Source organism: Streptomyces sp. NPDC002779 (assembly GCF_042888685.1).
Taxonomy (GTDB): domain Bacteria; phylum Actinomycetota; class Actinomycetes; order Streptomycetales; family Streptomycetaceae; genus Streptomyces.
This window is the reverse complement of record NZ_JBIAQC010000007.1, coordinates 1-25,353: the sequence shown is the minus strand read 5'-3', so window position 1 is coordinate 25,353 and position 25,353 is coordinate 1. Positions and strand designations below refer to the sequence as shown.

Below are 25,353 nucleotides of genomic sequence, written 5' to 3'. Positions count from 1 at the left end.
CCGTGTAAGCCTCGTCTCACCTGCGTGAAAGCCCCCCTGTGCGCCCTCCCCCGACGCAAGGGCGGCCGTATTGTCTAAGCGTCAAACGCGCGCCCTAAGGAGCCCTCATGACCGCGCCCGTCGTCCACTCGCTGCGCGAACAGATCCGCGAGCACATCCTGGAAGGGATCATCAGCGGACGCTGGCAGCCGGGCGAGCGGATCGTGGAGCGGCGGATCGCGACCGAGCTGGAGGTCAGCCAGACGCCGGTGCGCGAGGCGCTGCGGGAGCTGGAGTCGCTGCGGCTGATCGAGTCGGCGCCCAACAAGGGCGTACGGGTGAGGAATCTGACCGCCGCCGATCTCGAGGAGAGCTACCCGGTACGGGCCGGTCTCGAGGCCATCGCCGCGGAGCTGGCGGCCGCGCGGCTCGCGGAGGACTGTTCCGCGCTGGAGCCGCACGTCGCCGCGCTGTACGAGGCGGACCGGAACGCCGACGGGACGGGGCAGGTGCGGCACACCGTCGGTTTCCACCGGGAGATGGTGCGGGCCGCCGGGAATTCCGTCCTGCTGCACACCTGGGAAGGGCTCGGCATCGAGGTCTTCACCGCCCTCTCCATTCGCTGGCTGGGGACCGTCCAGCAGTCGTACGCCGAGGAGCACGAGGAGCTGGTGCAGGCGTTCCGGCGGCGGGACCCGCGGATCGCGGAGCTGGTCAAGGCGCACGTCCTCGGCTGCGCCCCGCGCCACGAGCCCTGAGCGGACCCCCGCTCATACGTCGTCCGACCTGCATAAACAGACGGCACCCGGTGTCTCCGGGCGAGGCACCCCGTGCCGACTTTCTCGTTATCGAGAGGTTTTCTCCTTCAACCCTTTGATCGATCATCGATCAGGGAGTTACAGTCGCCGACGGGTCTGAACCGAGACCCACGCCCTGTCCTGCCAAAGACCAAGGGCACCCCCGAACCCTTACCGATGAGGGAACCCCCTTCGACTGAGGAAGGCGGCGACATGACCGACCCCAACGCCATCCAGCCGAGCGAGCTCGACCAGCTCCACGACCGGGACCCGGAGGAGACCGCCGAATGGCAGGCCTCCCTCGACGCGGTCGCCAAGGCGGCCGGCCCGCACCGTGCGGCTTACCTGATGCGCCGCACCCTGGAGCGCGCGGAGGGCACCGGCATCGCGCTGCCCAAGCTGCTGGAAACCGACTACCTGAACACCATCCCCACCGCCGCGGAGACGGCCGTCCCCGGTGACGAGGAGATGGAGCGCAGGATCACCGCCTGGAACCGCTGGAACGCGGCCGCCATGGTGACCCGCGGCTCGAAGTACGGCGTCGGCGGTCATATCGCCACCTTCGCCTCCGCCGCGTGGCTGTACGAGACCGGCTTCAACCACTTCTTCAAGGGGAAGGAGGCGGATGGCTCCGGTGACCAGCTCTACATCCAGGGGCACGCCTCCCCCGGTATCTACGCCCGCGCCTTCCTCGACGGCCGGCTGAACGAGCACCACCTCGACCGCTTCCGCCAGGAGTCCGGCGGCGACGGCCTCCCGTCGTACCCGCACCCGCGCCGCCTTCCCTGGCTGTGGGAGTTCCCGACCGTCTCCATGGGTCTCGGTCCGCTCTCCGCCATCTACCAGGCGCGCTTCAACCGGTACCTCACCCACCGCGGCATCAAGGACGTCTCCGCCTCGCACGTGTGGGCGTTCCTCGGCGACGGTGAGATGGACGAGCCCGAGTCGACGGCGGCCCTCGCGCTCGCCGCCCGCGAGGAGCTGGACAACCTCACCTTCGTCATCAACTGCAACCTGCAGCGCCTCGACGGCCCGGTCCGCGCCAACTTCAAGATCGTGCAGGAGCTGGAGGCCCAGTTCCGCGGCGCCGGCTGGAATGTCATCAAGACGCTGTGGGGTACGGCGTGGGACGAGCTGTTCCGGCTCGACACCACCGGCGCGCTGGTACGCCGGCTCCGCGAGGTACCGGACGCGCAGGTGCAGACGTACCAGACGCGTGACGCCGCCTACATCCGCCAGGACTTCTTCGGCAAGGACCCGGCGCTCGTGGAGATGGCGAAGCTGCTGAGCGACGACAAGATCCTGGAGTGCTTCCACCTCTCCCGCGGTGGTCACGAGGCGCGCAAGGTGTACGCCGCCTACAAGGCCGCCGTCGAGTTCAAGGGCGCGCCGACCGTGATCCTGGCCCAGACCGTCAAGGGCCACACCCTCGGCGAGGGCTTCGCGTCGAAGAACGCCAACCACCAGATGAAGAAGCTGACGGTGGACGAGTTCAAGACGATGCGTGACCTTCTTGAACTGCCCATCAAGGACAGCGACTTCGTCGACGGCCAGGTCCCCTACGGCCACCCCGGCGCCGACTCCCCCGAGGTCCGGTACCTCCAGGAGCGCCGAGCGGCCCTCGGCGGCCCGGCCCCGGCCCGCCGTACGCACGCGCTGGCCCCGCTGCCCGCGCCCGCCGAGAAGGCCTTCGCCTCCTTCGACAAGGGGTCGGGTTCCCAGAACGTGGCCACCACGATGGCCTTTGTGCGGCTCGTCAAGGACCTGGTCCGCGACAAGGAGTCGGGCAAGCGCTGGGTGCCGATCGTCCCCGACGAGGCGCGCACCTTCGGCATGGAGAGCCTCTTCCCGTCCCTGGGCATCTACTCGCCCAAGGGCCAGACGTACGAGCCGGTCGACCGTGACCAGCTGATGTACTACAAGGAGGCCAAGAACGGCCAGATCCTCAACGAGGGGATCACCGAGGCCGGTTCGATGGCCGACTTCATCGCCGCGTCCACCGCGTACTCCACGCACGGTGAGGCGATGATCCCGTTCTACATCTTCTACTCGATGTTCGGCTGGCAGCGCACGGCCGACCAGATGTGGCAGCTCGGCGACCAGCTCGGCCGCGGCTTCCTGATCGGCGCCACCGCCGGCCGGACGACGCTGACCGGTGAGGGTCTGCAGCACGCCGACGGCCACTCGCCGGTGATCGCGGCGACGAACCCGGCGGCCCTGACGTACGACCCGGCCTTCGCCTACGAGGTCGCGGCCATCGTCAAGGACGGTCTGCGCCGGATGTACGGCGAGGCGGCGCCCGGCGAGGACCCGAACGTCTTCTACTACCTGACCGTCTACAACGAGCCGCTGCCGCAGCCCGCGAAGCCGTCCGGGCTCGGTATCGACGAGGGCATCGTCAAGGGCCTGTACCGCTTCAACACGGCCGAGTCGGCGGGTGTGACCGTGCCGGCGAACGCCCCGCGCATCCAGCTGCTGGGCTCCGGTACGGCGATCCACTGGGCGCTGAAGGCGCAGCGGATGCTCGCCGAGGAGTGGGGGGTCGCGGCCGACGTCTGGTCGGCGACGTCCTGGACCGAGCTGCGGCGCGACGCCCTGGAGGCGGACGCGGCGCTGCTGCGGGGCGAGGAGCGGGTGCCGTACGTCCGGCAGGCGCTGCAGGGCGCCGAGGGCCCGGTGCTGGCGGTCTCCGACTACATGCGGCAGGTCCCGGACCAGATCGCGCAGTGGGTCGAGCAGGACTGGTCCTCGCTGGGCGCGGACGGCTTCGGTCTCTCCGACACCCGTGAGGCGGCCCGCCGCCACTTCGGTGTCGACGCCGAGTCCATCGTGGTCGCGGCCCTGGCCCAGCTCGCCAAGCGCGGCGAGACGCAGGCCACGGCGGTGAAGGAAGCGCGCGCCAAGTACGGCCTGTAGGACCAGGCCTGTAGGACAACGGCCCGCAGGACAGGGCGTCAAGGAGGAGGCCCCCACCTCGGTGGGGGCCTCCTGCATGATGGCCGTATGCGCGCCGCCCGCCTGATCAAGATGGTCCTGCTCCTGCAGTCCCGGCCCTCCATGACCGCCGCCGAGCTGGCCCGGGAGCTGGAGGTGTCCGAGCGGACCGTGACGCGGGACGCGCAGGCGCTGTCGGAGGCGGGGGTGCCGGTCTACGCGGACCGGGGGCGGGCCGGGGGGTACCGGCTGATCGGGGGGTACCGGACGCGGCTGACGGGGCTGCACCGCAGCGAGGCCGAGGCGCTGTTCCTGAGCGGGGTGCCCGGTGCGCTCCGGGAGATGGGCCTCGACGACGCCGCCTCCGCCGCACGCCTGAAGGTGTCCGCCGCGCTGCTGCCCTCCCTCAGGGACGCGTCCCGGACCGCCTCGCAGCGGTTCCATCTGGACGCGCCGAACTGGTTCAAGGAGCCCGAGACGCCCGCGCTGCTGCCCGCCGTCGCGGAGGCCGTGTGGGACGACCGCCGGGTGGTGGCGGTGTACCGGCGGGGCGAGGGCGAGGTGCGGCGGGAGCTGGAGCCGTACGGGCTCGTGCTGAAGGCGGGGGTCTGGTACCTGTGCGCGCGGGTCGCCGGGCGCGGGTCGTACCGCGTCTACCGCATCGACCGGTTCGCCGCCGTGGAGGCCGGGGAGGAGCGGTTCGAGCGGGACGAGGAGTTCGAGCTGCCCGCCTTCTGGGAGGAGCGGGCCGAGCAGTTCGCGCGGTCCCTGCTGCGCGCGGAGGTGGTGGTACGGCTGTCCCCGGACGGGGCGCGCAGGCTGCCGTACCTCCTCGATCCGCTGTCCGCGCGGGAAGCGCTCGCGCGGGCCGGTGAGCCGGACGGGGACGGGTGGGTGCGCGTGACGGTGCCGGTGGAGTCCGAGGAGGTCGCGCACAGCCAGCTCGCGTCGCTGGGTCCGGAGGCCGAGGTGCTGGCCCCCGACTCCCTGCGGGCGCGCTTCGCGGCGGACGCGCGAAGGCTGGCCGCCCTGTACGGCACGGAACAGGCGCGATAACAACCGCGGACGCCCGATAACAATCCGCCCCACTCCACGTGCGCCCCACCCGTCAAGGGCCGATGCTGGACCCGTGATGGACGAGACGGAGTTCTGGGAGCTGGTGGACGCCACGCGCGAGGCCGCCGAGGGCGACCCCGAGGAGCAGGCGGACCTGCTGGTGGACCGGCTGCTCCAGCTGGACCCCGAGATGGTCCTGGACTTCGCCCGCCACTTCGAGGCCCGCTACAACCGCGCCTACACCTGGGATCTGTGGGGCGCCGCATGGGTGCTGCTGGACGGCGCGAGCGACGACGCCTTCGACTTCTTCCGGTGCTGGCTGATCGGCCAGGGCCGGGAGGTGTACGAGGGCGCGGTGCACGACCCCGACTCGCTGGCCGACCTCCTGGACGAGTTCGACGAGGAGTACGACGGCGACGGCGAGGAGCTCGGCTACGCGGCCGACGAGGCCTACGAACAGCTCACCGGCACCGTCGCCCCGGACCTCGGCATCCCGCCCGCCGCCACGGAACCGCAGGGCACCCCGGTCGACTTCGAGAACGAGCCGGCCCTGGCCGAGCGCTACCCCAGGCTCTGGGAACGCTTCCGCGCCTAGAACGCGCCTAGACCCTGCGGCGGTTCGGGTCCGAGGGGAGGTACGCCTGCGCGGCCTCGGCCTTCACCTTCACCGTGTGGTGCTGCGGTGCCGCGTTGGCCTGTTCGAGGGCCGATGCCGTGACGGCCGCCGGTCCCAGAACGACGGTCGTGACCGCGCAGACCACCGTCCACATCCGACTGCTGCTCCTCATGTGTCCCCACCTCCGGTCGGCTTGTGGGCACGACGCTAGGGCGGCGGGATCTGAGCGCCCTGCGCGCCCGCTGTGGCGTTCCTGTGAGAGCGGTCCCGGCAGGCTCAGTGGCGGCCCTGGAGGTGGGCCGCCAGTTGCCGGATCTGGGGCAGCCGGGCGCTGAGGGCCGCGCCGGGGCAGCTGGTCATGTAGCCGTCCCGGTGCCCCGCGAGGGCGTGCAGGGTGGCGCGGGTGCCGCGCGGATAGCGGCTGAGGCTGTTGCTGGAGACCAGGCGGACCTCGGCGCGCGGGTCGGTGCCGGACAGGCCCAGTTTCCAGGCGGCGAGCGCGGCGATGGAGTCCGTCATGGCCTGGGGCACCTCCGCTCCGGCCGTGAAGGTGCCGAGGGCGGCGATCCCGGCGGTGCGGTGGTTGAAGCCCTGGGTGTGGGCGCCGGTGACGGCGCGGGCGACGCCTCCGGCGCGGCCCTCGTAGATGGTGCCGCAGCGGTCGACGAGGAAGTTGTAGCCGATGTCGTCCCAGTCCCGGGAGCCGGTCTGGCCGGTGTACAGGTAGCGGAGGATGCGGGGCGCCTCGGCGCAGTCGTAGGCGTTGGGCGAGTCGGTGTGGTGGACGAAGACGGCCACGACCTCGTCGTCGTAGCGCGGTGGCGGCTGGGAGCGCCGGGTGTCCTCGTCGAGCCAGGCCGAGCGCGGCACGATGGGCGGCCGGGTGGCGCTGTGCAGGGCGGCGGGACGGGCCGCGAGGGCGCGCCCGGCCGCGGGGCGCTCCACGCCGCTCGCGCACAGGGCGAGGGCGGTGACGGCGGCGAGCCCCGGCAGACAGCCGAGTGCGGCGAGCGCCGGACGGGGTATTCGGCCGGGACGACGCCTTCGTGCCCCCCGCGTTCTTCGGAAGGCCGGTCGGAAGACACGCATGGACCCACTGTCCGACGGATCCGCTCAGCCCGCGATGTGTGCTCTGCCACCCGGTGGAACCATCATCATGGTCTGCGGCGTTTTCCGGGTACACGCGCGCGTGGCTGATCACAGGACCTGTTCCGTGCGTACTGGATGGTCCGAGAGAAAGGCGGCTCCGTGGACCTGCTCGACATCCTGCTGTTGCTCGCGATCCTCGCCTACGCGGCCTCCGGCTACCGGCGTGGTCTGGTCGCCGGGTGCGTCTCGCTCGCCGGGTTCGTGGGCGGCGCGGTCATCGGTGTGTGGGTGCTGCCGTGGGTGATGGAGCTGGTGACGCCGGGGACGACCGCGGCGACGGTGACCGCGGTGCTGACGGTGCTGGTCCCGGCGGCGGTGGGGCACGAGCTGGCGGGGCGTCTCGCGCTGCGGCTGCGCCGGGAGCTGGACCGGGGTCCACTGCGGGTGGCCGACGGCATCGGCGGGGCGGTGGCCAACTCGGTGGCCGTGCTGATCGTGGCCTGGGTCGCGGCGAGCGTGCTGGCCGCGTCCTCCTCGGCGCTGCTGACCTCGGCGATCCGGGACTCCCGGGTGCTGGGGACGGTGCAGGACGCGATGCCGGACACCACCCCGGCCTGGTTCTCGGGGGCCACCTCGGCGCTCACCGAGGCAGGCTTCCCGCAGGTGTTCAACCCGTTCGAGAACGAGTCGGCCGCCGAGGTCGCCCGGCCCACCGGCGACAGCGTCACCGCCGCCGCCACCGACGCCGCCCAGCGGAGCACGGTCAAGATCGAGGGCGTCTCGGGCTCCCAGGGCCGCGAGGGCAGCGGTTTCGTGTACGCGGCGCGGCATGTGATGACCAACGCCCATGTGGTGGCCGGCATCGACGAGCCGAGCGTGCGGGTGGGCGGGGTGGGTCCGGCGTACGACGCCCGGGTGGTGCTGTTCGACCCGGGCAAGGACGTGGCGGTGCTGTACGTGCCCGAGCTGAGCGCGCCGGTGCTGAAGTGGGACGACAGCGCGGCGCGGGGCGACTCGGCGGTGGTCGCCGGTTATCCCCAGGACGGCGCCCTGAACCTCCAGGCGGCCACGGTCGCCAACCGGGTGCAGGCGACGGGCCGGAACATCTACAACGACGAGACCGTGACCCGTGAGATCTACTCGATCCGCTCCACCGTCCGCCCGGGCAACTCCGGCGGCCCCCTGCTGACCACGGAGGGCCGGGTGTACGGCGTGGTCTTCGCCCGCTCCACCTCCGACGCCGAGACCGGCTATGTGCTGACCGCGGACGAGGTCGCCGAGGAGGCCGGGCGGGCGGCAGAGGCGACACGGGCGGTGGACACGGGCGAGCTGATCACGCCGTAGAGACCAGAACCCGGTGCAGACCAGAACCTCGTAGAGGTCAGGGCGCCGTAGAGATCAGAGCGCGCGGCCCATGGCGACGTCGTCGACGTAGACGCCGTCCAGGCAGAACTCCTCGGGCAGGACGCCCTCCACCACGAAGCCCTCGGACTCGTAGAGCTTCCGGGCCGGGGTGTTGTGGCCGAGGACGCGCAGGGTGAGGCGGCGGGCGCCGCGGCGGCGGGCCTCCGCCACGGCCGCCCGGATCAGCGCGCGCCCCACCCCCAGGCCGCGCGCCTCCTCGGACACGGCGAGGCCCTGGATCTGCCGGACGTGCGCGTTCGAGGCGAGCGGGGTGGGGAAGGCGAGCCGGATGTAACCGACGAGGCGGCGGTCGAGCTCGGCGACCAGGTAGTCCTCGGGGAGGTGGCGCTCGTCGAAGAAGGCGCGGTACGGCGGTTGCGGGCGGGGCGTGACCGCGTGCAGCGTCGACCAGGTGTCACGGTCGAGCCGGGCCAGCCGCTCCTCGTCGGCGGGCGTGGCGATGCGTAGGTGCGGCTGTCGGGACTCGGACATGCGGGTCACCCTACGGCGGCGGCGGACCGGGCTGACCGGGCAGGCAGGGCGGCGGGCGGAGGATGGGGCCATGGAACACTCGAAGATCGTGGTGGCCGGCGCGTCCGGGCTCATCGGCGGCGCCGTGGTCCGGTCCCTGAGGGCGGACGGGCACGAGGTGGTGCGCCTGGTGCGGCGCGCGGCGCGGGCGAAGGACGAGGTCCGCTGGGACCCCGAGGCCGGGTACGTCGATCCGGCCGGGCTCGCCGGGTGCGCCGCGGTGCTCAACTTCGCGGGGGCCGGGGTGGGCGGGCGGCGCTGGACGGACGCGTACAAGCGGCGGATCCGGGACAGCCGGGTGCGGGGCACGGCGACGCTCGCCGAGGCCATGGCGGCGCTGCCCGAGCCGCCGCGGGTCTTCGTCAACGGCAGTGCGATCGGCTACTACGGCGAGACCGGCGACCGGGCCGTCGACGAGAGCGCGCCGCCCGGGACCGGTTTCCTGCCCGAGGTGTGCGTGGCGTGGGAGGGCGCGGCGGCGCCGGCCGAGCGGGCGGGGGTGCGGACGGTGTTCGTGCGCACGGGGCTCGTGGTGGCCCGGCAGGGCGGGGCCTGGGCGCGGCTGTTCCCGTTGTTCAAGGCGGGGCTCGGCGGGCGGATGGGCGACGGGAGCCAGTACTGGTCGTACGTCTCGCTGCACGACGAGGTGGCGGCGATCCGGCATCTGATGGCGGCCGACGGGCTGTCGGGGCCGTTCAACGTGACCGCGCCCGAGCCGCTGACGAACCGTGAGATCACCGAGGTGATGGGGCGGGTGCTGCGCCGGCCGACGCTGTTCGCGGTGCCGGCGCCGGTGTTGCGGACGGTGCTCGGGGAGATGGCCGGGGATGTGCTCGGCAGCGCACGGGTGGTGCCGAAGCGGCTGCTGGAGTCGGGGTTCAGCTTCGCGTTCCCCGATGCGGAGGCGGCCGTACGGGCCGCGCTGTGACGAGGTGAGCCCGGTTCGCCGCCCGCATGCGACCGTTGTGCGACCGTGCCCTGTCGATGCGCGACTTCCGCTGACCGATTGCCGCCCTAACCTCGACCCGAACTCGGGTATCCCCGGAGCCTGTTGGGGGCATGACGTCTCCACCGGCCGCGCAACCTCGAGGAGGGGCACGTGCTTGAGCCCGCGTACCAGGCGGACGTCGTCGTGGTGGGAGCCGGGATCGCCGGCCTCGCGGCGGCGCAACGGCTGATCAGTGCAGGAGTGAGCGTCACAGTCCTGGAGGCCGCCCATGAGGTGGGCGGCCGCATGTCGACCGAGAAGGTGGACGGCTTCCGGCTCGACCGCGTCGGGCAGCTGATGTCCACGTCGTACCCCGAGCTGAGACTGACCCCGGGACTCGACGCGCTCGCCCTGCGCACCTTCGCCCCCGACATCCTGCTGCACAGCGACGGACGCCACCATCGCGTCGGCGCTCCGGCATCCCACGGTGGCGCAAGGGGCGCACTCCACACGGTGCGCGCCCTGGCGAGCGCCCCCCGGCCGACGTCGGCGCCCCGTGCGCCGCTGGGCACGGCGGTCGACCAGGCGCGGCTCGCCGCCGCGCTGGCCCGGCTCGCGGGCACCCCGGCCGCCCGCCTGCTGGCCCGCCCGGAGTCGACGGCCGGGCGGTCGCTGACGGCCCGAGCCCTGCCCGCCCGCACGGTCGACAACTTCGTACGGCCGCTGCTCTCGGCCCTGCTGGGCGATCCGGAGCTGACGGTCTCCAGCCGGTGCGCGGACCTGGCGCTGCACTCCTTCGCCAGGGGGCGGCTGTGCGTGCCGGAGGGAGGCGCGGAGACCCTGCCCCGGCTGCTCGCCCGGTCCCTGCCCGCCGGGACCGTGCACACCGGGGTGCGGGTCACCTCGGTCTCCACGACCTCGGTGACCACCGCGGAGCACGGGGTGTACCGCTGCCGTGCCGTGCTCCTCGCCACCGGCGCACGCACCGCCGCCGGCCTGCTGCCCGGGCTGCGGGTCCCGGACTTCCATCCGGTGACGGTCGTCCACCACACGACGGACGAGCCGCCGTCGAGCGGCGCCGCACTGCTCCTCGACGCCGACCGGGGCGGCCCGGTGGCGCACACGGCGGTGGCCAGCGCGGTGGACCCGGCCCGGGCCCCGGCGGGCCGCGCCCTGGTGTCGTCGACGGTGCTCGGCGCACCGCCCGCGGACCTCGACACGGCGGTCCGCAGGCATCTGGCCCGCCTGTACGGCACGTCCACCACCCGCTGGGAGACCCTGGCGGTCCACCACACGGCGGACGCGGTGCCGTCCATGCGCCCCCCGCACGACCCGCACCGCCCGGTGCGCCTGCTGGCGGGCCTGTACGTCTGCGGCGACCACCGGGACACCAGCACCGTCCAGGGCGCCCTGCACTCGGCCCGCCGCGCGGCGGGGTCGATCGTGAGCGACCTGGGAGTGACCGGCTCCCTGCACCGGGCGGACCCCCTGCCGACGGCCCAGGCGGCCTGAGGCGGGCCGGCCGGCCTACCCCAGCGCGGCCACCCTGTCCCGGTACCCGCGCACCGGGGCGGCGTCCTTGTACGGCTCCAGCCTTCGCTCGAAGTCCCGGATGTACTCCACCGCCCGTACCGACCGCATCTCCGCCGCCTGGCCCGCGGCCTCCACGCCCAGCGCGCACGCCTGGTCGAGTTCGCCGAGGCCCAGGCGTGCGGTGGCGAGGACCACGCGGCAGAACAGGCGGCTGCGGGCGAAGGCGGGGGCCCGCAGCTGCAGGGAGCGCTCGGCGTGCTGCGCCGCCGCCCGGAACTGCTGCAGGTCGCGGTGGCAGTGGCCGAGCTCGTCGGCCAGCTGCGCCTCGTCGAAGAACCGGGCCCAGTGCGGCACCTCGTCGCCGGGCCGCGCCGCCTCCAGGGCGCGCTCGGCGCGGGCCAGGGACGCCGTACAGGCCCGTACCTCCCCCAGCACCCCGTGCCCGCGGGCCTCGGCCGCGTGCAGCAGGGCCTGGACGGTGGGCGGGGCGGTCGTGCCGACGCCCTGCTGGGCCACCCGCGCGAGCTGCACCGCCTCCCGCCCGTGCCCGAGGTAGACGGCCTGCCGGCTCATGGTGACCAGCACGTACGAGCCGTACGCCCGGTCCCCGGCCGCCTGGGCCAGCCGCAGCGACTGGACGTAGTACCGCTGCGCGAGCCCGTGGGCTGCGATGTCGTACGACGTCCAGCCCGCGAGCCGGGTCAGGTCGGCGGCCGCGGCGAACAGGCGGCGGCCGGTCTGCTCGCCGTAGGTGCCGCGCAGCATCGGCTCGCACTCGTGCTCCAGGTAGCGCACGAGGGCCTGGCGGGCGTGGCCGCCGCCGTACATGTTGTCCAGGGTGCGGAAGAGCTCACCGACCGAGCGCAGGGCGTTGATGTCGCCGGCGGTGACCTTCTGGCCGGGGCCGCGCTCGGCGCCGCGCTGCCGGGGCACCGAGGGGCGGTTCTGCACCGGCACCCGGACCGGCGCCTCGCCGTGCGCGACCCGGTCGTCGGGCCGGCCGATCAGCCAGTCCCGGCTCGGCACCACCAGTCCGGCCGGGGTGAAGGCGATCTTGCGCAGCTCGGCATGGCTGCCGGAGTCCTTGCGCCACAGCCCGCTGACGATGTCGACGGCCTCCTCGGGGGTCGCGGCGAACTCCAGGCCCGCGTAGACGGGGGCGCAGGCGTCCAGGCCGAGGTCCTGGGCGGTGAGCCGGCGGCCGAGGCGGCGGGTGAAGACCTCGGCGATCAGGGCGGGGGTGGTGCCGCGCGGCTGCTGTCCGCGCAGCCAGCGGGTCACGGATGTCTTGTCGTATCTCAGGTCCAGCCCGTGTTCGAGTCCGAGCTGGTCCACGCGACGGGCGAGACCCGCGTTGGAGAACCCCGCTTCTGCGATGAGCGCGGCGAGCTGGCGGTTGGGGGTGCGCTGCGCGGGTCGTTCCGTCATCTGCGGTGCGGTCTCCTGCCTTCCAGGCCTCTGACTTGCCCGGATTGCCTGTGAGCAGCCCTTATGGCCTCAGTGAACGGCGCGAATGTAGCGGAGAGTGAGCAGGCCATCGCACATTTCGTCACCCGTTCATCCGATCGTGTGAGGATTGGCCGCAAGACTGACGCTCGACCGGCAGTCGTACAGTGGCGTAGGCACCCTTCGTGCCTTACGACGTCCAGGGAGGCGCTTGCCGTGAGTGAGTTGCGGTTCGTCCGGATGGGGTTCGGAGCGAACGCCGTCGAGTACCAGGAGGCGTGGGACGAGCAGCGCCGGGTGCACGCGGCCCGGTTCGCCGACGAGATCCCCGACACCGTGCTGTTCCTCGAACACCCGCCGGTCTACACGGCCGGCCGGCGCACGGCGGACAACGAGCGGCCGCTGGACGGCACCCCGGTGATCGACGTGGACCGCGGCGGCAAGATCACCTGGCACGGCCCGGGCCAGCTGGTCGGCTACCCGATCCAGAAGCTCCCGCGCCCGGTGGACGTCGTGGCGCATGTACGGCGGCTGGAGGAGGCCCTGATCCGCACCTGCGCGGAGTTCGGCCTGGAGACCACCCGCGTCGAGGGCCGCAGCGGAGTGTGGGTGCTCGGCGACCCGGTCGAGCAGCGTCCCGTGCTCGGCGGCCTCTCGCTCGACTTCGACCCCCGGCTGCAGGACGAGGAGTTCGACCCGCGGCTGAACGGCCCCGAGTACGCCCCGTCCAACGCGGGCCAGCGCCGCGAGGACCGCAAGATCGCCGCGATCGGCATCCGGGTCGCCAAGGGCGTCACGATGCACGGCTTCGCGCTGAACGTGAACCCCGACAACAAGTGGTTCGACCGCATCATCCCGTGCGGCATCCGGGACGCGGGCGTCGCCTCCCTCGCCGCCGAGCTGGGCCGGGACGTGACCATCGGCGAGGTGCTGCCGGTCGTCGAGCGGCACCTGACCGACGTGCTGCGGAACGCGGAGCTGAAGCCGCGGGAGATCGAGCGGGCGGCCGTCTGACGCCGGGAATCCGCCATCGGGCCGTGGGGTTGGCCTGACAGCAGGGCTGAGTAAACACGGGCGTACCCTGGTGTACGCCGAAGAATCGAAGCTACAGGGAGCCGATGTGTCCGCAGTCACACCCGACGGACGCAAGATGCTGCGCCTTGAGGTCCGGAACGCCCAGACCCCCATCGAGCGCAAGCCCGAGTGGATCAAGACCCGGGCGAAAATGGGTCCCGAGTACACCAAGATGCAGAACCTCGTGAAGAGCGAGGGCCTGCACACGGTCTGCCAGGAAGCCGGCTGTCCCAACATCTACGAGTGCTGGGAGGACCGCGAGGCGACCTTCCTCATCGGCGGCGACCAGTGCACCCGGCGCTGTGACTTCTGCCAGATCGACACCGGCAAGCCCGAGGCCCTCGACCGCGACGAGCCGCGCCGCGTGGGTGAGTCCGTGGTCACCATGGACCTGAACTACGCCACCATCACCGGCGTCGCCCGCGACGACCTGGAGGACGGCGGCGCCTGGCTGTACGCCGAGACGGTCCGCCAGATCCACCAGCAGACCGCGGGCCGCGAGGCCGGCCGCACCAAGGTCGAGCTGCTGGCCCCCGACTTCAACGCCGTGCCGGAGCTGCTGCGGCAGGTCTTCGAGTCCCGCCCCGAGGTCTTCGCGCACAACGTCGAGACCGTCCCGCGGATCTTCAAGCGCATCCGTCCCGGCTTCCGCTACGAGCGCTCCCTGAAGGTCATCACCGAGGCCCGCGACTTCGGCCTGGTGACCAAGTCGAACCTGATCCTCGGCATGGGCGAGACCCGCGAGGAGGTCAGCGAGGCGCTGCGGCAGCTGCACGAGGCCGGCTGCGAGCTGATCACCATCACCCAGTACCTGCGCCCCTCCGTGCGCCACCACCCCGTGGAACGCTGGGTCAAGCCGCACGAGTTCGTGGAGCTGAAGGAGGAGGCCGAGCAGATCGGCTTCTCCGGCGTGATGTCCGGGCCGCTGGTGCGCTCGTCCTACCGCGCCGGACGGCTGTACCAGATGGCCGTGGAAAAGCGCGGTTCGTACGTCGCCTCGCAGGCGGTCTGACGGCACGCGGTGCCACCGTGCGCGTGTGAACCTGCGCACAAGCAACTACCGCCCGGTAGCGGCCGATTGACGCGGTCCTGGGTGTCCCCGCAGATGGGGGCGCTTCAGGACCGCGTCGGCGTTTTCGGGCCACTCCTCGGGGCTTCATTCGCGTTTGACCGGCCGGTCACGCCCTGGTAACACCAAACAGTGACGCTGGACTCACATCACGTACATCCGAACCCACTCCGAGGGGGGACCTCACCCATGCAGGCCGCGCCGGTACGCGCCACCGCCATTCCGTCCGTCAGCACTGCACTCCGTGCCGTCGAGTCGCTGCTCCTGAGCGGCGGCCAGCGCACCGCCCGCCGCAACGCCTGGACGTCCGTCCTGGAGGACCGCCGCCGGGCCAAGGACCGGGTCGAGGCGCAGCAGATCCTGGAGCGGGTGCTCACCCCCGGTCCCTGACCGTTCGGTGACCGGCACTGCCGTCGTCGGCGCTCACGGGGCCACGTAGACTTCGTGCCATGGCGAGAAGTGACAGCGCGGCGGATGCCGCTAACCCCGGGCGTCTGAAGCAGATCGCCCTGACGTACAAGATGACTCGCAGGGCCGACAAGAAGATCGGCTTCGTGCTGGCGGGCGTCTTCCTCCTCATCCTCGGTGTCTTTCTCGCGATCGGCTTCCTGATCGGTCACCCGATCTACCTCGGCATCCTGGGAGTGCTGCTCGCCTTCCTCGGCACGGCGATCGTGTTCGGGCGGCGGGCCGAGCGGGCCGCCTTCGGTCAGATGGAGGGCCAGCCGGGCGCGGCCGCCGCCGTACTGGACAACATCGGCCGGGGCTGGACGACCACCCCCGCGGTGGCGATGAACCGCAGCCAGGACGTGGTGCACCGGGCGGTCGGCAAGGCCGGGATCGTGCTGGTCGCCGAGGGCAACCCGAACCGGGTGAAGAGCCTGCTGGCGGCCGAGAAGAGGAAGATGAACCGCATCGTGGCGGACGTGCCGGTGCACGATCTGATCGTGGGCGTCGGCGAGGGCCGGGTCGAGCTGAAGAAGCTGCGGACGACCATGCTGAAGCTGCCGCGGGTGCTCTCGGGCCCCCAGGTGACCGCGACCAACGACCGCCTGAAGGCCATGGGCGACCTGATGAGCAACATGCCGCTGCCGAAGGGGCCGATGCCCAAGGGCATGAAGCTTCCCAAGGGCGGCCCGAAGGCCCGCTGAGCCTGAGGCCCGCTGAGCCTCAGGCCAGCGTTCTGAAGGACCGGTCGTAATAGACCATCGGGGCTCCTTCACCCAGTCGTACACCCGTCACCCGGCCGATCAGGACCGTATGGTCCCCGGCCGGGTGACGTGCGTGTACGGCGCATTCCAGCACGGACGGGGCCCGCTCGACCGTCGGCAGTCCGCCGGGGCTCAGCCGCAGTCCGGCGGAGCCGAACTTGTCGGCGCCCCTGGTGGCGAAGCGCTCCGCGAGCGGGCGGTGGACCGGGGAGAGCACGCTCACCGCGAAGCGGTCGCAGCGGGCGAAGGACGCGGCCGAGTCGGCCGAGTCCGCCAGGCACACCAGGACCATCGGCGGCTCCAGCGACACCGAGCAGAACGAGCTCGCGGTGAAGCCGCGGGGGGTGCCGTCCGGGCACCGGGTGGTCACCACCACGACACCCGAGGGGAAGCGGCCCATCGCGGCCCGGAACTCCTCGGATGCCACCTCGGATGCCAGCGTCGTGTCCGGTATGTCTGTGTCCAGCTCGGTCATGACGCGACTATCCGCGAGCCCCGCCGCCCCGGCAACCGGACGTCAGCTCCGGTCGGACAGGGCCCAGGCACCGTAGGCGGCGCCCGTGGACTCGAAGGAGAGCGCCACGTGGGAGGCGGCGCTGTTCACGTCCCGCCAGAAGCGCTGCACCGGGTCGGTCGAGGACTGGCCGGAGGTTCCGCTGCTGCGGAAGACCCGGTCGACGGCCGAGACCAGCAGTTCCACCGCCAGCGCCAGGTCCCGGGCCCCGCGGACCGCCGCCTCGCCCTCGGCCGGGGACTCCGTTCCGTCGGCGACCGCCGCGGTACGCCGGACGAGGAGTTCCGCGGCGTCCGCCTCGGCGGCCGAGCGGGCCAGCGAGACCTGCGCCGAGGGCATCTCCCGTACGGCCCTCCCCCGCCGGTCGACCCGTGATCCGGTCCGCTCGACCCAGGCCCGCATGGCGCCCCGCACGGCGCCGACCAGCGGGGCGGCGAAGGGCAGCGCGTTCACGGCGTACATCGGCACGATGTGGCAGCGGGCGTCCGAGGCGGGGGCGCGGCCGGCGTGGACGGCGGAGCGGGCCAGGGTGCGGTGCCCGGGCACGAAGACGTCGGAGAGCACCAGGGTGTCGCTGCCGGTGCCCCGCATGCCCACGGAGTACCAGCTGTCGGCGATGGTGAAGTCGTCCCGCGGCACCGCGAAGTACCGCACCTCGGGCCGCCCCTCGGGGTCCGCCGACGGCTCGTCGGGGACGGGCGCGCAGGCGAGCGCCCAGTCGGCGAAGTGCACCCCGCTGATGTACTTCCACTCACCGCTCAGCCGCCAGCCGCCGTCGACGCGGCGGGCGGTGCCGGACGGCATCAGCGCCGCGGCGAGCAGGGCGTCGGGTCCGGCCGCCCAGATCTCCGCCTGCCCCCGCTCGGGCAGGAACGCCGCGTAGCGTCCGGCGTAGGCCGCCAGGGAGGCCGCCCAGGCCGCGGAGGTGCAGCCCTCGCCGACCCGGAAGACCGCCGAGGTCAGTTCGGTGAAGCCGCCGGCCGTGCCGCCGTGGGCGAGGGGAACGAAGTGCCGGGCGAAACCGGCGTCCCGCACCGCGTGCACCACCTGGGGCGAGAGCCGCCGTGCGGCCTCGGCCTCCTCGCTGTGCCGGGCCGCGATGTCGGCGACCTCGGTCGCCCGGTCCACGATCGTCGACGTGCTGTCGTACGACACTGTCCAACCACCTCCGCCAGAGTTGGCGGCAGTGTTTCGAACAACATTCGACGTGGCGGGGACCCCGGGCCGTGACCGCCGCGACGGTCACCCGACCGGCGTCAGATCCGGACCTCGACCGTGCGGGCCAGCCGGTCGTGCAGGCCGCGGCCGTCGCGGTCCCAGATCAGGGCCGGGACGGCGAGGCAGAGCAGGACCGTGCGCAGCAGGGCGCGCAGCGGATTGACCCGGCCGGTGTCCAGGGCGAGCACCCGCAGACCGAACAGGCGCTTGCCGGGCGTGAAGCCGACGCTGCCGAGGGTCAGGGCGCTCATCACGAACAGGATCAGCAGCGCCCAGTTGCCGGTGGTGCTGTCGTAGCCCTCCGTGATCAGGCCGTATGCGATCAAGAGACACAGGCCCCAGTCCACGGCGAGGGCGCCCAGGCGCCTGCCCGGACGGGCGATGGAACCGGGCCCGTGCTCGGGCAGACCGAGTTGCTCACCCCGGTATCCGAGGTCGATACCGGCGTCCTCCATGGCCGCGCGGGGCCCGGAGAGCCACGATCCGATTGCTTGCCTGTTGTCCACCCGTCCACGGTACTGCGCCCCCATATGACCGAGGACAGTCGGGGTGCGTCGGGGCTACGGTGGAACGAGGGCCGGTTAACTTGTGCGAAACAAATGGGTCACGCCAGAGAAATCACGCGTCCCTAGGGTCGAGGTCAGCGTGTGCCACCGCACTGGCCGCACGAACGAACTACCACCCCGGCACGGACCGTCGGGAGTAGGAGGAGCTGGATGTTCCAGAACGCCGACGAGGCCAAGAAGTTCATCGCGGACGAGGAGGTCAAGTTCGTCGACGTCCGCTTCTGCGACCTGCCGGGCGTCATGCAGCACTTCACGGTGCCCGTCGAGGCGTTCGACCCGGACGAGGAGCTCGCCTTCGACGGGTCGTCGATCCGCGGCTTCCAGGCCATCCACGAGTCCGACATGGCGCTGCGCGCGGACCTGTCGACCGCCCGGGTCGACCCGTTCCGCCGCGACAAGACGCTGAACGTCAACTTCTTCATCCACGACCCGATCACGGGCGAGCAGTACTCCCGTGACCCGCGGAACGTGGCGAAGAAGGCGGAGGCCTACCTCGCCTCGACCGGTATCGCGGACACCGCGTACTTCGGTCCCGAGGCCGAGTTCTACGTCTTCGACTCGGTCCGCTTCGCGACCTCCGCGAACGAGTCCTTCTACCACATCGACTCCGAGGCGGGCGCCTGGAACACCGGTGCGCTGGAGGACAACCGCGGCTACAAGGTCCGCTACAAGGGCGGCTACTTCCCGGTCCCGCCGGTCGACCACTTCGCCGACCTGCGCGCCGAGATCTCCCTGGAGCTGGACAAGCAGGGCCTGAAGGTCGAGCGCCAGCACCACGAGGTGGGCACCGCCGGCCAGGCCGAGATCAACTACAAGTTCAACACGCTGCTCGCCGCGGCCGACGACCTCCAGCTCTTCAAGTACATCGTGAAGAACGTGGCCTGGCGCAACGGCAAGACCGCGACCTTCATGCCGAAGCCGATCTTCGGTGACAACGGCTCGGGCATGCACGTCCACCAGTCGCTGTGGAGCAACGGCGACCCGCTGTTCTACGACGAGGCCGGCTACGCGGGCCTGTCGGACATGGCGCGCTACTACATCGGCGGCATCCTCAAGCACGCCCCGTCGCTGCTGGCCTTCACCAACCCGACGGTGAACTCCTACCACCGCCTGGTGCCGGGCTTCGAGGCGCCGATCAACCTGGTGTACTCGCAGCGCAACCGCTCCGCTGCCATGCGCATCCCGATCACGGGCTCCAACCCGAAGGCCAAGCGCGTCGAGTTCCGCGCGCCCGACTCCTCCGGCAACCCGTACCTGGCCTTCTCGGCCCTGCTCCTCGCGGGCCTGGACGGCATCAAGAACAAGATCGAGCCGGCCGAGCCGATCGACAAGGACCTGTACGAGCTGGCTCCCGAGGAGCACGCGAACGTCGCCCAGGTCCCGACCTCCCTCCCGGCCGTCCTCGACTCCCTGGAGCGCGACCACGAGTTCCTGCTCGCCGGTGACGTCTTCACGTCCGACCTGATCGAGACGTGGATCGACTTCAAGCGCGCCAACGAGATCGCCCCGCTCCAGCTGCGTCCGCACCCGCACGAGTTCGAGCTGTACTTCGACGTGTGATCGACGCCTGAGCCGTTGTGCCGGCGCCCCCGTTCCTGTTTCTCAGGGCGGGGGCGTCGTCGTATCGTGGGGGTACGGCTGTTCGAGAAGGGCTACGGGGATGTCCGAACGGGACGACGGCGAGCGGGAGTTCGACATCATGTGGGCGGACGCGGCCGCGCACAAGGAGCCGTCCGCACGGGCGCGGATGCTGGCCGCCCGGTGGAAGGAGAACCCGCCCGGTCCCGTGCCGTTCCGGGGCGATCCGGACCCGGTGCGGCACAGCCGGCGGCGGTCCTGGATATCCACCGCCGTGGTCCTGGGGAGCGTCGCGGCGATCATCGTGCTGCTCGGGTACAGCGGATTCCGGGCGGGTTATTAAGAAGCGGCTTCTTTGGCGGGCGCTTCGGCCGATCCCCGTGCCTCGCAGCGGCATTGGGCTGCATGATGTTGCTTCGCCATTTGGGCGATCCGCTTCCCAGTCCGCCTCATGATCGGTTGGTTCGGTGGCAGTGGCCCGTACCCGCACAGCGATAATCTTCACGGCCCTTGATGTGGAGTACCTGAAGGTCGAAGCCCATCTCACGGAGGCCGGTGCGACAAAAACCGGGCCCGACGAACTGGACGGCGGAACGCGCGCGGCCGTCTACGAGCTGAGCGGCCGGGTCCTCTGGCGGGTGTACCTGGCCAAGACCGGGACCGGCAACACCACGACCGCCACGGCGGTGAGCAGCTGGCTGGCCAAGGTGCAGCCGGACGCCGCCTTCTTCGTCGGCATCGCCGCCGGCCGCAAGGACGCCGTCCCCCGGGACGTCGTCATCGCCGACATCGTGTACGACTACCAGCGGGGCAAGCAGTCGGAACAGGGATTCCACGCCCGACCCAGGAGCTGGGAACCCCCGGGTGAGGTCCTCAGCACCGCGGAACAGGTGGCGCACGAGCTGGCCCCGCTGCTCACCGGCCGCATCCATGTCAAGCCGATCGCGTCCGGGGACACGGTGATCGATTCCTCGTACGCCCCCGAGCACGGGATCATCCGGACGCATTACGAGGACACGGCGGCGATCGAGACGGAGGGCGCCGGTTTCGCCCGGGCGGTCCAGAGCCGTGCCTCCACGGGGCTCAAGTGGCTCCTCATCCGTGGGATCAGCGACCTGGCGGACGGGGAGAAGAAGGGGCTGGAGGCGGCCGGCGGGCAGCAGGACGCCGCGCTCAACGCGGCGCACGTGGCCGTACGTATCCTCCTCGCGCTCGAGATCGAGCCGTCCGCTCAGGCTGCCCGCCCCGCCGCGACCCTGTCCTTACGGATGCCCCGGAAGCCGGGCCGGCCTCCCGTCCCGCCCAGGGCTCCGCGGAGGCGGGCCGTCTCCGGCGCGCGTCGGCGGCGGCTGCTGTGGGGGGTGCCGCTGGTCGCCACGGCGACGGTGATCGCCGTCGTGGCGGTGCAGTCCTGCGGCAGCGGTGACTCGACGGCCGACGACGACCAGCCGCCCTCCGCCTCCCTGGCGAGCTGCGACAAGGCCGACACCGCACTGCGCATCGCCGCTTCCGTCGACAAGTCGGAATCCTTGCGGCGCGCCGCGCAGACCTACGGTCCCCGGCGCAGTGGCGGCGCGTGCGTGGAGGTCGTCGTCGGCGACACGAACTCGGGCGAGGCGATGCGGGCACTGGCCCGGGGCTGGGAGGAGGACGACGGGCCGCGGCCGGACGTGTGGTCGCCGGCCGGGGGCGCGTGGCTGTCGTTGGCCCGGACGAACGCGACGGGCAAGACCAAGGGCCTGTTCCCGGAGCGGGCGGAGCCGATCATCACGAGTCCGCTCACCATCGCCATGCCCCAGCCGATGGGCGAGGTGCTGGAGTGGCCGGAGAACCGGTTCAGCTGGAGTGAACTGGCCGGATGGTCGAGGAACGCCAAGGGGTTCTGGGGTCAGAAGGACCGGGGCAAGCCGGAGTGGGGGGACTTCACACTCGGCAAGACCAATCCCGAGTACTCCACCTCTGGGCTCAACGCGACGATCGGCGCCTTCTACGCCGCGACCGGCACCAGCGGCGAGCTGAGCGAGGCCCGCCTCGACGACTCCGGCAACCGCGCGTTCGTCAAGGACATCGAGCGGTCTGCGGTGCACTACGGCGACACCACGCTGACTTTCACCGCCAATCTCCGCCGGGCCGACGAGGAGAGCGACCTCAAGGCCATGTCGTACATCTCCGCCGTCACGCTGGAGGAGAACACCGTGGCGGCCTACAACGCGGGCTACCCGTGCGGCGCGCTCAGCGGGGAGAATGAGTGCGCGAAGACCACCAAGCCGGAGACGCCGCTGGTGTCGTTCTATCCGACGGACGGCATCCTGTTCTCCGACCACCCCTACATCAAGCTGAACGGCATGACCGCGGCGAAGGAGGCGGTGGCCGACGACTTCCTCACCTACCTGCACGCCCCCGAGACCTTCACCCGTGACTTCGCGCCCTACGGCTTCCGCACCCACGAGGGTGCGGTCCCGAAGAACTCCCCGCTCATCGACGAGGCTCACGGAGTCCTGCCCAAGACCCGACTCGACCCTCTGTCCACGCCCGAGGACGACGTGCTCAAGCACCTGCTGGACATCTGGCCCGTGCTGCGCCGGCCCGCCAATGTGCTCCTCGTCATCGACACCTCGGGGTCGATGAACGACGAGATCCGGGGCACGAAGCAGAGCAAACTGCAGCGTCTGAAGCGAGCGGACACCGAGCTGTTCGGAGAGTTCACCGGGTCGGACAAGGTCGGGCTGTGGAAGTTCTCCGACGCCGAGGATCTGGGCGGCGGCACGGACTACCGGGAACTCGTCCCGCTCGGCCCCTACCACCAGAAACTGCCCGACGGCACTCGGAGCAAGCTGCTGTCCGAGAACTTCCGGGCCTTGGCGGCGGAGGGCGCGACCGGTCTGTACGACACGCTGGACGCGGCGGCCAAGGCCATGCGGGCGGACTACGACCCGAGCGCCATCAACGCGATCGTCCTGCTCACCGACGGCCGCAACGAGGACCGGGGCAGTCTGACCGAGGAGGAGCTGCTGCGGCGCATCGGGGACACGTCCAAGCCTCTGGTGCGTGTCTTCACCATCGCCTACGGCAGCGAGGCCGACGACCGCGACCGAAGGGGCAGGAGCGTGCTCCAGCGGATCGCGGACGCCGGCGACGGGCAGGCGTACGACGCACGTGACGCCGATACGATCGAGCAGGTGATCACCAGCGTGATCTCCAACTTCTGACCGGCTCTCAGCTGTTACGGCCGCGGTCCTGGCGGCGGAACTGCATGGGCCGCTCGCGGCGGTAGCGGCGCTCCCACTTGGCCTGCGTGTCACGACGCTGCCGGTACGCGCGGTAGTCCGACGGCATCGAGCCGGATCCGCCGCCCGACCGGGGGGTCGGCGACGCGACGCGCCCGTACCGCACGTACAGGAAGAGCACGGCGACGGCGGCGAGCCAGTAGAGAGGGTTCCCGAATCCCATGACAACCAGGACGACGGTCCCGGAAAGAACGATGGTGCCCATGACGGCCTCCCCTCCATGGGCGTGGGTGGCTGAGATTAGTCCAGGCTAGGGAGCCGAGCACTCGGCGTGCATCCCCTTTTCCACCGGCCTAGAGTCGGATCGATTGCGCAAATGCCGCAATACGGACGTGCGGGACGATGCCGTACGGGAAACAAGGGGTGCCCCACCATGAGCGATCTCTTCGTCATCGCCTATAAGGACGTCGCCACCGCGAGCCAGGTCCGCGACAAGCTGTTCGAGCTGTCCAAGCAGCATCTGGTGGAGCTGGAGGACGCGGTGGTCGTCGAGCGCCACCAGGACGGAAAGATCAAACTGCATCAGGCGGTCAACCACACGGCCGTGGGCGCGGCCGGCGGTGCGCTGTGGGGCGGTGTGATCGGACTGCTCTTCCTGGCCCCGCTGCTGGGGGCGGCGGTGGGCGCGGCGGCCGGTGCGGCCGGGGGCGCGGTCACCGACACGGGCATCAACGACGACTTCATGAAGGACCTCAGCGCGAATCTGCGGCCGGGTGCCGCCGCGCTGTTCGTACTGGTGAAGAAGGCGGCCGACGACAAGGTGATCCCGCAACTGACGCCGTACGGCGGTGAGTTGGTGCAGACCTCGCTCAGCAAGGCCGACGAGGACCATCTGCGGGAGGCCATCGCGGCGGCGACGCGGAAGACGGAGCCCGCGTGACGGCGCAGGTCTAGGCCCCTTGTCCGGACTCGCCCCGCCGGGACTGTCAGTGGCTTCCGTCAGGATGTGGTGACGGCTGTGACGGGTGGAGGTCGGACATGGGTGACGGCGGGCCGCGGTACATCGGGGTGGCCGAGCGGCGGGCCCGGCTGGCGGTGCGGCATCGGCTGGCCGGGGAGGCGCGGGCGGGGAGTCCGGAGGAGGTCGCCGGGTCGCTGGTGGCGCTGCACGGTACCGATCCGGCGACGGTGTTCCTCGCCGTCGGGGCGCGGCTGGCGGACCCGGCGAAGACCGTCGCCGGTACGGAGCAGGCGCTGTACGAGGACCGTTCACTGGTGCGGATGCACGGCATGCGGCACACGGTGTTCGTGTTCCCGACCGAGCTGACCGCCGTCGTGCACGCCTCCACCGGGCTCGCGGTCGCCGCCCGGGAACGCGCCTCGCTGGTCAAGGACATGGCGAAGGCGGAGGCGCCGGACGCGGAGTGGCTGCGGGAGGTGGAGGCGTCGGCGCTGTCCGCGCTGGCGCGGCGCGGGGAGGCGACGGCGGCCGAACTGGCCCGGGACGAGCCGCGGTTGCGGGAGCAGTTCGTGTACGCGGCCGGGAAGAGCTACGAGGGGGTGCACACCGTTTCGTCGCGGCTGCTGAGGGTGCTGGGGATCGAGGGGAAGGTCGTACGGGGGCGGCCGCTCGGCTCGTGGACGTCGACGCAGTTCCGGTGGGCGCCGGCGCCGGAGCATCCCGAGCTGGACCCTGCCGGGGCACAGGCGGAGCTGCTGCGGCGGTGGCTGGCGGTGTGCGGGCCTGCCACGGAGGCGGATCTGAAGTGGTGGACGGGGTGGCGGGTGACCGAGGTGCGGCGGGCGCTGGCGGCGATCGGGGCGGAGGCGGTGGGGCTGGACGAGGGCACCGGATATGTCGTCGCCGGGGACGCCGGGCCGGTGGCGGAGCCGCGGCGGCCGTGGGCGGCGCTGTTGCCGGGGCTGGATCCCACGGCGATGGGGTGGCAGGGGCGGGACTGGTATCTGGCGCCGTCGCTGCGGGGGGCGTTGTTCGACCGGAGCGGGAACGTGGGGCCGACGGTGTGGTGGGACGGACGGGTGGTCGGGGGGTGGGCGCAGCGCCCTGACGGGGAGATCGTGTGGCGCCTGCTGGATTCCTCCGGGGTGGGCGGGGAGGCACAGACGGCAATCTCGGCCGAGGCGGAGCGGTTGCGGGAGTGGCTGGGCACGACCCGTGTCACGCCCCGCTTCCGCACCCCGCTGGAGCGGGAGCTGACGGGGTGAGGGCCGGGGTCGGGTGGGGGCCGGTACAGAGTTGGGGGCTGAGGTGCGGGTGGGTGTGATTCCCGACGCGGCTGGAGCGGGAGTTGCGGGTCGGCGGACCGGGGTCGACACAAAGTGGGGGCGGAGGTGCGGGTGGGGGTGACTCCCGACGGCGCTGGAACGGGAGTTGCGGGTCGAGGACCTGGGTCGGGCTGGCTGCTGGCACGGCCTGGAGCGCGGGCGCGGGTGGGTCGGGGTCAGCTGGAGCGGGAGCTGACGGGGAGAGGGCCGGGGCGGTCGCCGTCCGCGGAGTGCGGGCCGGGGTGCGTGGGGGCTGGCCCAGAGTGGGGGCTGAGGTGCGGGTGGGGGTGACTCCCG

24 protein-coding genes are annotated in these 25,353 nt (G+C 71.8%); 16 read left to right on the top strand and 8 right to left on the bottom strand.

Features of this window, described 5'->3' with window-relative positions; translation table 11 throughout:
- Window positions 1–107 precede the first annotated feature (107 nt).
- The 4 genes from ACFYW5_RS20545 to ACFYW5_RS20530 all read left to right on the top strand — a co-directional run bounded on the left by ACFYW5_RS20545 (window position 108) and on the right by ACFYW5_RS20530 (window position 5,361).
- On the top strand, window positions 108–737 hold the full coding sequence (locus tag ACFYW5_RS20545; RefSeq protein WP_389418460.1) for a GntR family transcriptional regulator: 630 nt from the start codon (window positions 108–110) through the stop codon (window positions 735–737).
- A gap of 252 nt (window positions 738–989) precedes the next feature.
- Window positions 990–3,692: a pyruvate dehydrogenase (acetyl-transferring), homodimeric type gene (gene aceE, locus ACFYW5_RS20540; protein WP_389418459.1), complete on the top strand. Its 2,703-nt coding sequence runs from the start codon at window positions 990–992 to the stop codon at window positions 3,690–3,692.
- Between the two features lie 87 nt (window positions 3,693–3,779).
- A complete protein-coding gene (locus tag ACFYW5_RS20535) occupies window positions 3,780–4,766 on the top strand; it encodes a helix-turn-helix transcriptional regulator (RefSeq protein WP_389418458.1) in 987 nt (328 codons plus the stop codon).
- A 76-nt stretch (window positions 4,767–4,842) separates the two neighbouring features.
- On the top strand, window positions 4,843–5,361 hold the full coding sequence (locus ACFYW5_RS20530; RefSeq protein WP_389418864.1) for a DUF4240 domain-containing protein: 519 nt from the start codon (window positions 4,843–4,845) through the stop codon (window positions 5,359–5,361).
- Between the two features lie 7 nt (window positions 5,362–5,368).
- On the opposite strand, the gene ACFYW5_RS20525 is transcribed toward ACFYW5_RS20530, so the two are convergent.
- Complete coding sequence (locus ACFYW5_RS20525; RefSeq protein WP_389418457.1) at window positions 5,369–5,554, bottom strand: hypothetical protein; 186 nt, start codon at window positions 5,552–5,554, stop codon at window positions 5,369–5,371.
- 104 nt (window positions 5,555–5,658) lie between these two features.
- The gene (locus tag ACFYW5_RS20520; RefSeq protein WP_389418456.1) at window positions 5,659–6,471 is read right to left on the bottom strand and encodes a peptidoglycan recognition protein; all 813 of its coding nucleotides are present in this window, start codon (window positions 6,469–6,471) and stop codon (window positions 5,659–5,661) included.
- A 159-nt stretch (window positions 6,472–6,630) separates the two neighbouring features.
- Here ACFYW5_RS20520 and ACFYW5_RS20515 point away from each other — a divergent pair, with 159 nt between their 5' ends.
- The gene (locus tag ACFYW5_RS20515) at window positions 6,631–7,815 is read left to right on the top strand and encodes a MarP family serine protease (protein ID WP_389418455.1); all 1,185 of its coding nucleotides are present in this window, start codon (window positions 6,631–6,633) and stop codon (window positions 7,813–7,815) included.
- A 54-nt stretch (window positions 7,816–7,869) separates the two neighbouring features.
- On the opposite strand, the gene ACFYW5_RS20510 is transcribed toward ACFYW5_RS20515, so the two are convergent.
- Window positions 7,870–8,367, bottom strand: coding sequence for a GNAT family N-acetyltransferase (locus tag ACFYW5_RS20510; RefSeq protein WP_389418454.1), 498 nt, complete (start codon window positions 8,365–8,367; stop codon window positions 7,870–7,872).
- A gap of 70 nt (window positions 8,368–8,437) precedes the next feature.
- Between ACFYW5_RS20510 and ACFYW5_RS20505 the strand changes: the two genes are divergently transcribed.
- The gene (locus tag ACFYW5_RS20505; protein ID WP_389418453.1) at window positions 8,438–9,334 is read left to right on the top strand and encodes a TIGR01777 family oxidoreductase; all 897 of its coding nucleotides are present in this window, start codon (window positions 8,438–8,440) and stop codon (window positions 9,332–9,334) included.
- 171 nt (window positions 9,335–9,505) lie between these two features.
- Window positions 9,506–10,846, top strand: coding sequence for an NAD(P)/FAD-dependent oxidoreductase (locus tag ACFYW5_RS20500; RefSeq protein ID WP_389418452.1), 1,341 nt, complete (start codon window positions 9,506–9,508; stop codon window positions 10,844–10,846).
- 15 nt (window positions 10,847–10,861) lie between these two features.
- On the opposite strand, the gene ACFYW5_RS20495 is transcribed toward ACFYW5_RS20500, so the two are convergent.
- Window positions 10,862–12,295: a regulator gene (locus tag ACFYW5_RS20495; RefSeq protein ID WP_389418451.1), complete on the bottom strand. Its 1,434-nt coding sequence runs from the start codon at window positions 12,293–12,295 to the stop codon at window positions 10,862–10,864.
- Between the two features lie 234 nt (window positions 12,296–12,529).
- On the opposite strand from ACFYW5_RS20495, the gene lipB reads away from it, so the two are divergent.
- From lipB to ACFYW5_RS20475, 4 genes are all read left to right on the top strand, one after another.
- Window positions 12,530–13,327: a lipoyl(octanoyl) transferase LipB gene (lipB, locus tag ACFYW5_RS20490; protein ID WP_389418450.1), complete on the top strand. Its 798-nt coding sequence runs from the start codon at window positions 12,530–12,532 to the stop codon at window positions 13,325–13,327.
- A gap of 106 nt (window positions 13,328–13,433) precedes the next feature.
- Complete coding sequence (lipA, locus tag ACFYW5_RS20485; protein WP_389418449.1) at window positions 13,434–14,399, top strand: lipoyl synthase; 966 nt, start codon at window positions 13,434–13,436, stop codon at window positions 14,397–14,399.
- A gap of 246 nt (window positions 14,400–14,645) precedes the next feature.
- On the top strand, window positions 14,646–14,846 hold the full coding sequence (locus ACFYW5_RS20480; protein WP_389418448.1) for a hypothetical protein: 201 nt from the start codon (window positions 14,646–14,648) through the stop codon (window positions 14,844–14,846).
- Window positions 14,847–14,905: 59 nt separating this feature from the next.
- The gene (locus ACFYW5_RS20475) at window positions 14,906–15,607 is read left to right on the top strand and encodes a DUF4191 domain-containing protein (protein ID WP_389418447.1); all 702 of its coding nucleotides are present in this window, start codon (window positions 14,906–14,908) and stop codon (window positions 15,605–15,607) included.
- A 19-nt stretch (window positions 15,608–15,626) separates the two neighbouring features.
- Here the strand turns inward: ACFYW5_RS20475 and ACFYW5_RS20470 are convergent, their stop codons facing one another.
- From ACFYW5_RS20470 to ACFYW5_RS20460, 3 genes are all read right to left on the bottom strand, one after another.
- Window positions 15,627–16,142, bottom strand: coding sequence for a flavin reductase family protein (locus ACFYW5_RS20470; RefSeq protein ID WP_389418446.1), 516 nt, complete (start codon window positions 16,140–16,142; stop codon window positions 15,627–15,629).
- Window positions 16,143–16,184: 42 nt separating this feature from the next.
- Window positions 16,185–17,336 carry an acyl-CoA dehydrogenase family protein gene (locus tag ACFYW5_RS20465; RefSeq protein ID WP_389418445.1) on the bottom strand — a complete coding sequence of 384 codons (1,152 nt, stop codon included), beginning with the start codon at window positions 17,334–17,336 and terminating at the stop codon, window positions 16,185–16,187.
- 101 nt (window positions 17,337–17,437) lie between these two features.
- The gene (locus ACFYW5_RS20460; RefSeq protein ID WP_389418444.1) at window positions 17,438–17,905 is read right to left on the bottom strand and encodes an RDD family protein; all 468 of its coding nucleotides are present in this window, start codon (window positions 17,903–17,905) and stop codon (window positions 17,438–17,440) included.
- Between the two features lie 210 nt (window positions 17,906–18,115).
- Between ACFYW5_RS20460 and glnA the strand changes: the two genes are divergently transcribed.
- From glnA to ACFYW5_RS20445, 3 genes are all read left to right on the top strand, one after another.
- Window positions 18,116–19,525 carry a type I glutamate--ammonia ligase gene (glnA, locus tag ACFYW5_RS20455; protein ID WP_250070264.1) on the top strand — a complete coding sequence of 470 codons (1,410 nt, stop codon included), beginning with the start codon at window positions 18,116–18,118 and terminating at the stop codon, window positions 19,523–19,525.
- Window positions 19,526–19,625: 100 nt separating this feature from the next.
- Window positions 19,626–19,886, top strand: coding sequence for a hypothetical protein (locus ACFYW5_RS20450; protein WP_389418443.1), 261 nt, complete (start codon window positions 19,626–19,628; stop codon window positions 19,884–19,886).
- A 172-nt stretch (window positions 19,887–20,058) separates the two neighbouring features.
- The gene (locus ACFYW5_RS20445) at window positions 20,059–22,752 is read left to right on the top strand and encodes a substrate-binding domain-containing protein (protein ID WP_389418442.1); all 2,694 of its coding nucleotides are present in this window, start codon (window positions 20,059–20,061) and stop codon (window positions 22,750–22,752) included.
- 7 nt (window positions 22,753–22,759) lie between these two features.
- On the opposite strand, the gene ACFYW5_RS20440 is transcribed toward ACFYW5_RS20445, so the two are convergent.
- On the bottom strand, window positions 22,760–23,035 hold the full coding sequence (locus tag ACFYW5_RS20440; RefSeq protein WP_389418441.1) for a hypothetical protein: 276 nt from the start codon (window positions 23,033–23,035) through the stop codon (window positions 22,760–22,762).
- 168 nt (window positions 23,036–23,203) lie between these two features.
- Between ACFYW5_RS20440 and ACFYW5_RS20435 the strand changes: the two genes are divergently transcribed.
- Entirely contained in the window at window positions 23,204–23,710 is a 507-nt protein-coding gene (locus tag ACFYW5_RS20435) for a DUF1269 domain-containing protein (RefSeq protein WP_389418440.1), read from the top strand.
- 98 nt (window positions 23,711–23,808) lie between these two features.
- On the top strand, window positions 23,809–24,996 hold the full coding sequence (locus tag ACFYW5_RS20430; protein WP_389418439.1) for a winged helix DNA-binding domain-containing protein: 1,188 nt from the start codon (window positions 23,809–23,811) through the stop codon (window positions 24,994–24,996).
- Window positions 24,997–25,353 lie beyond the last annotated feature (357 nt).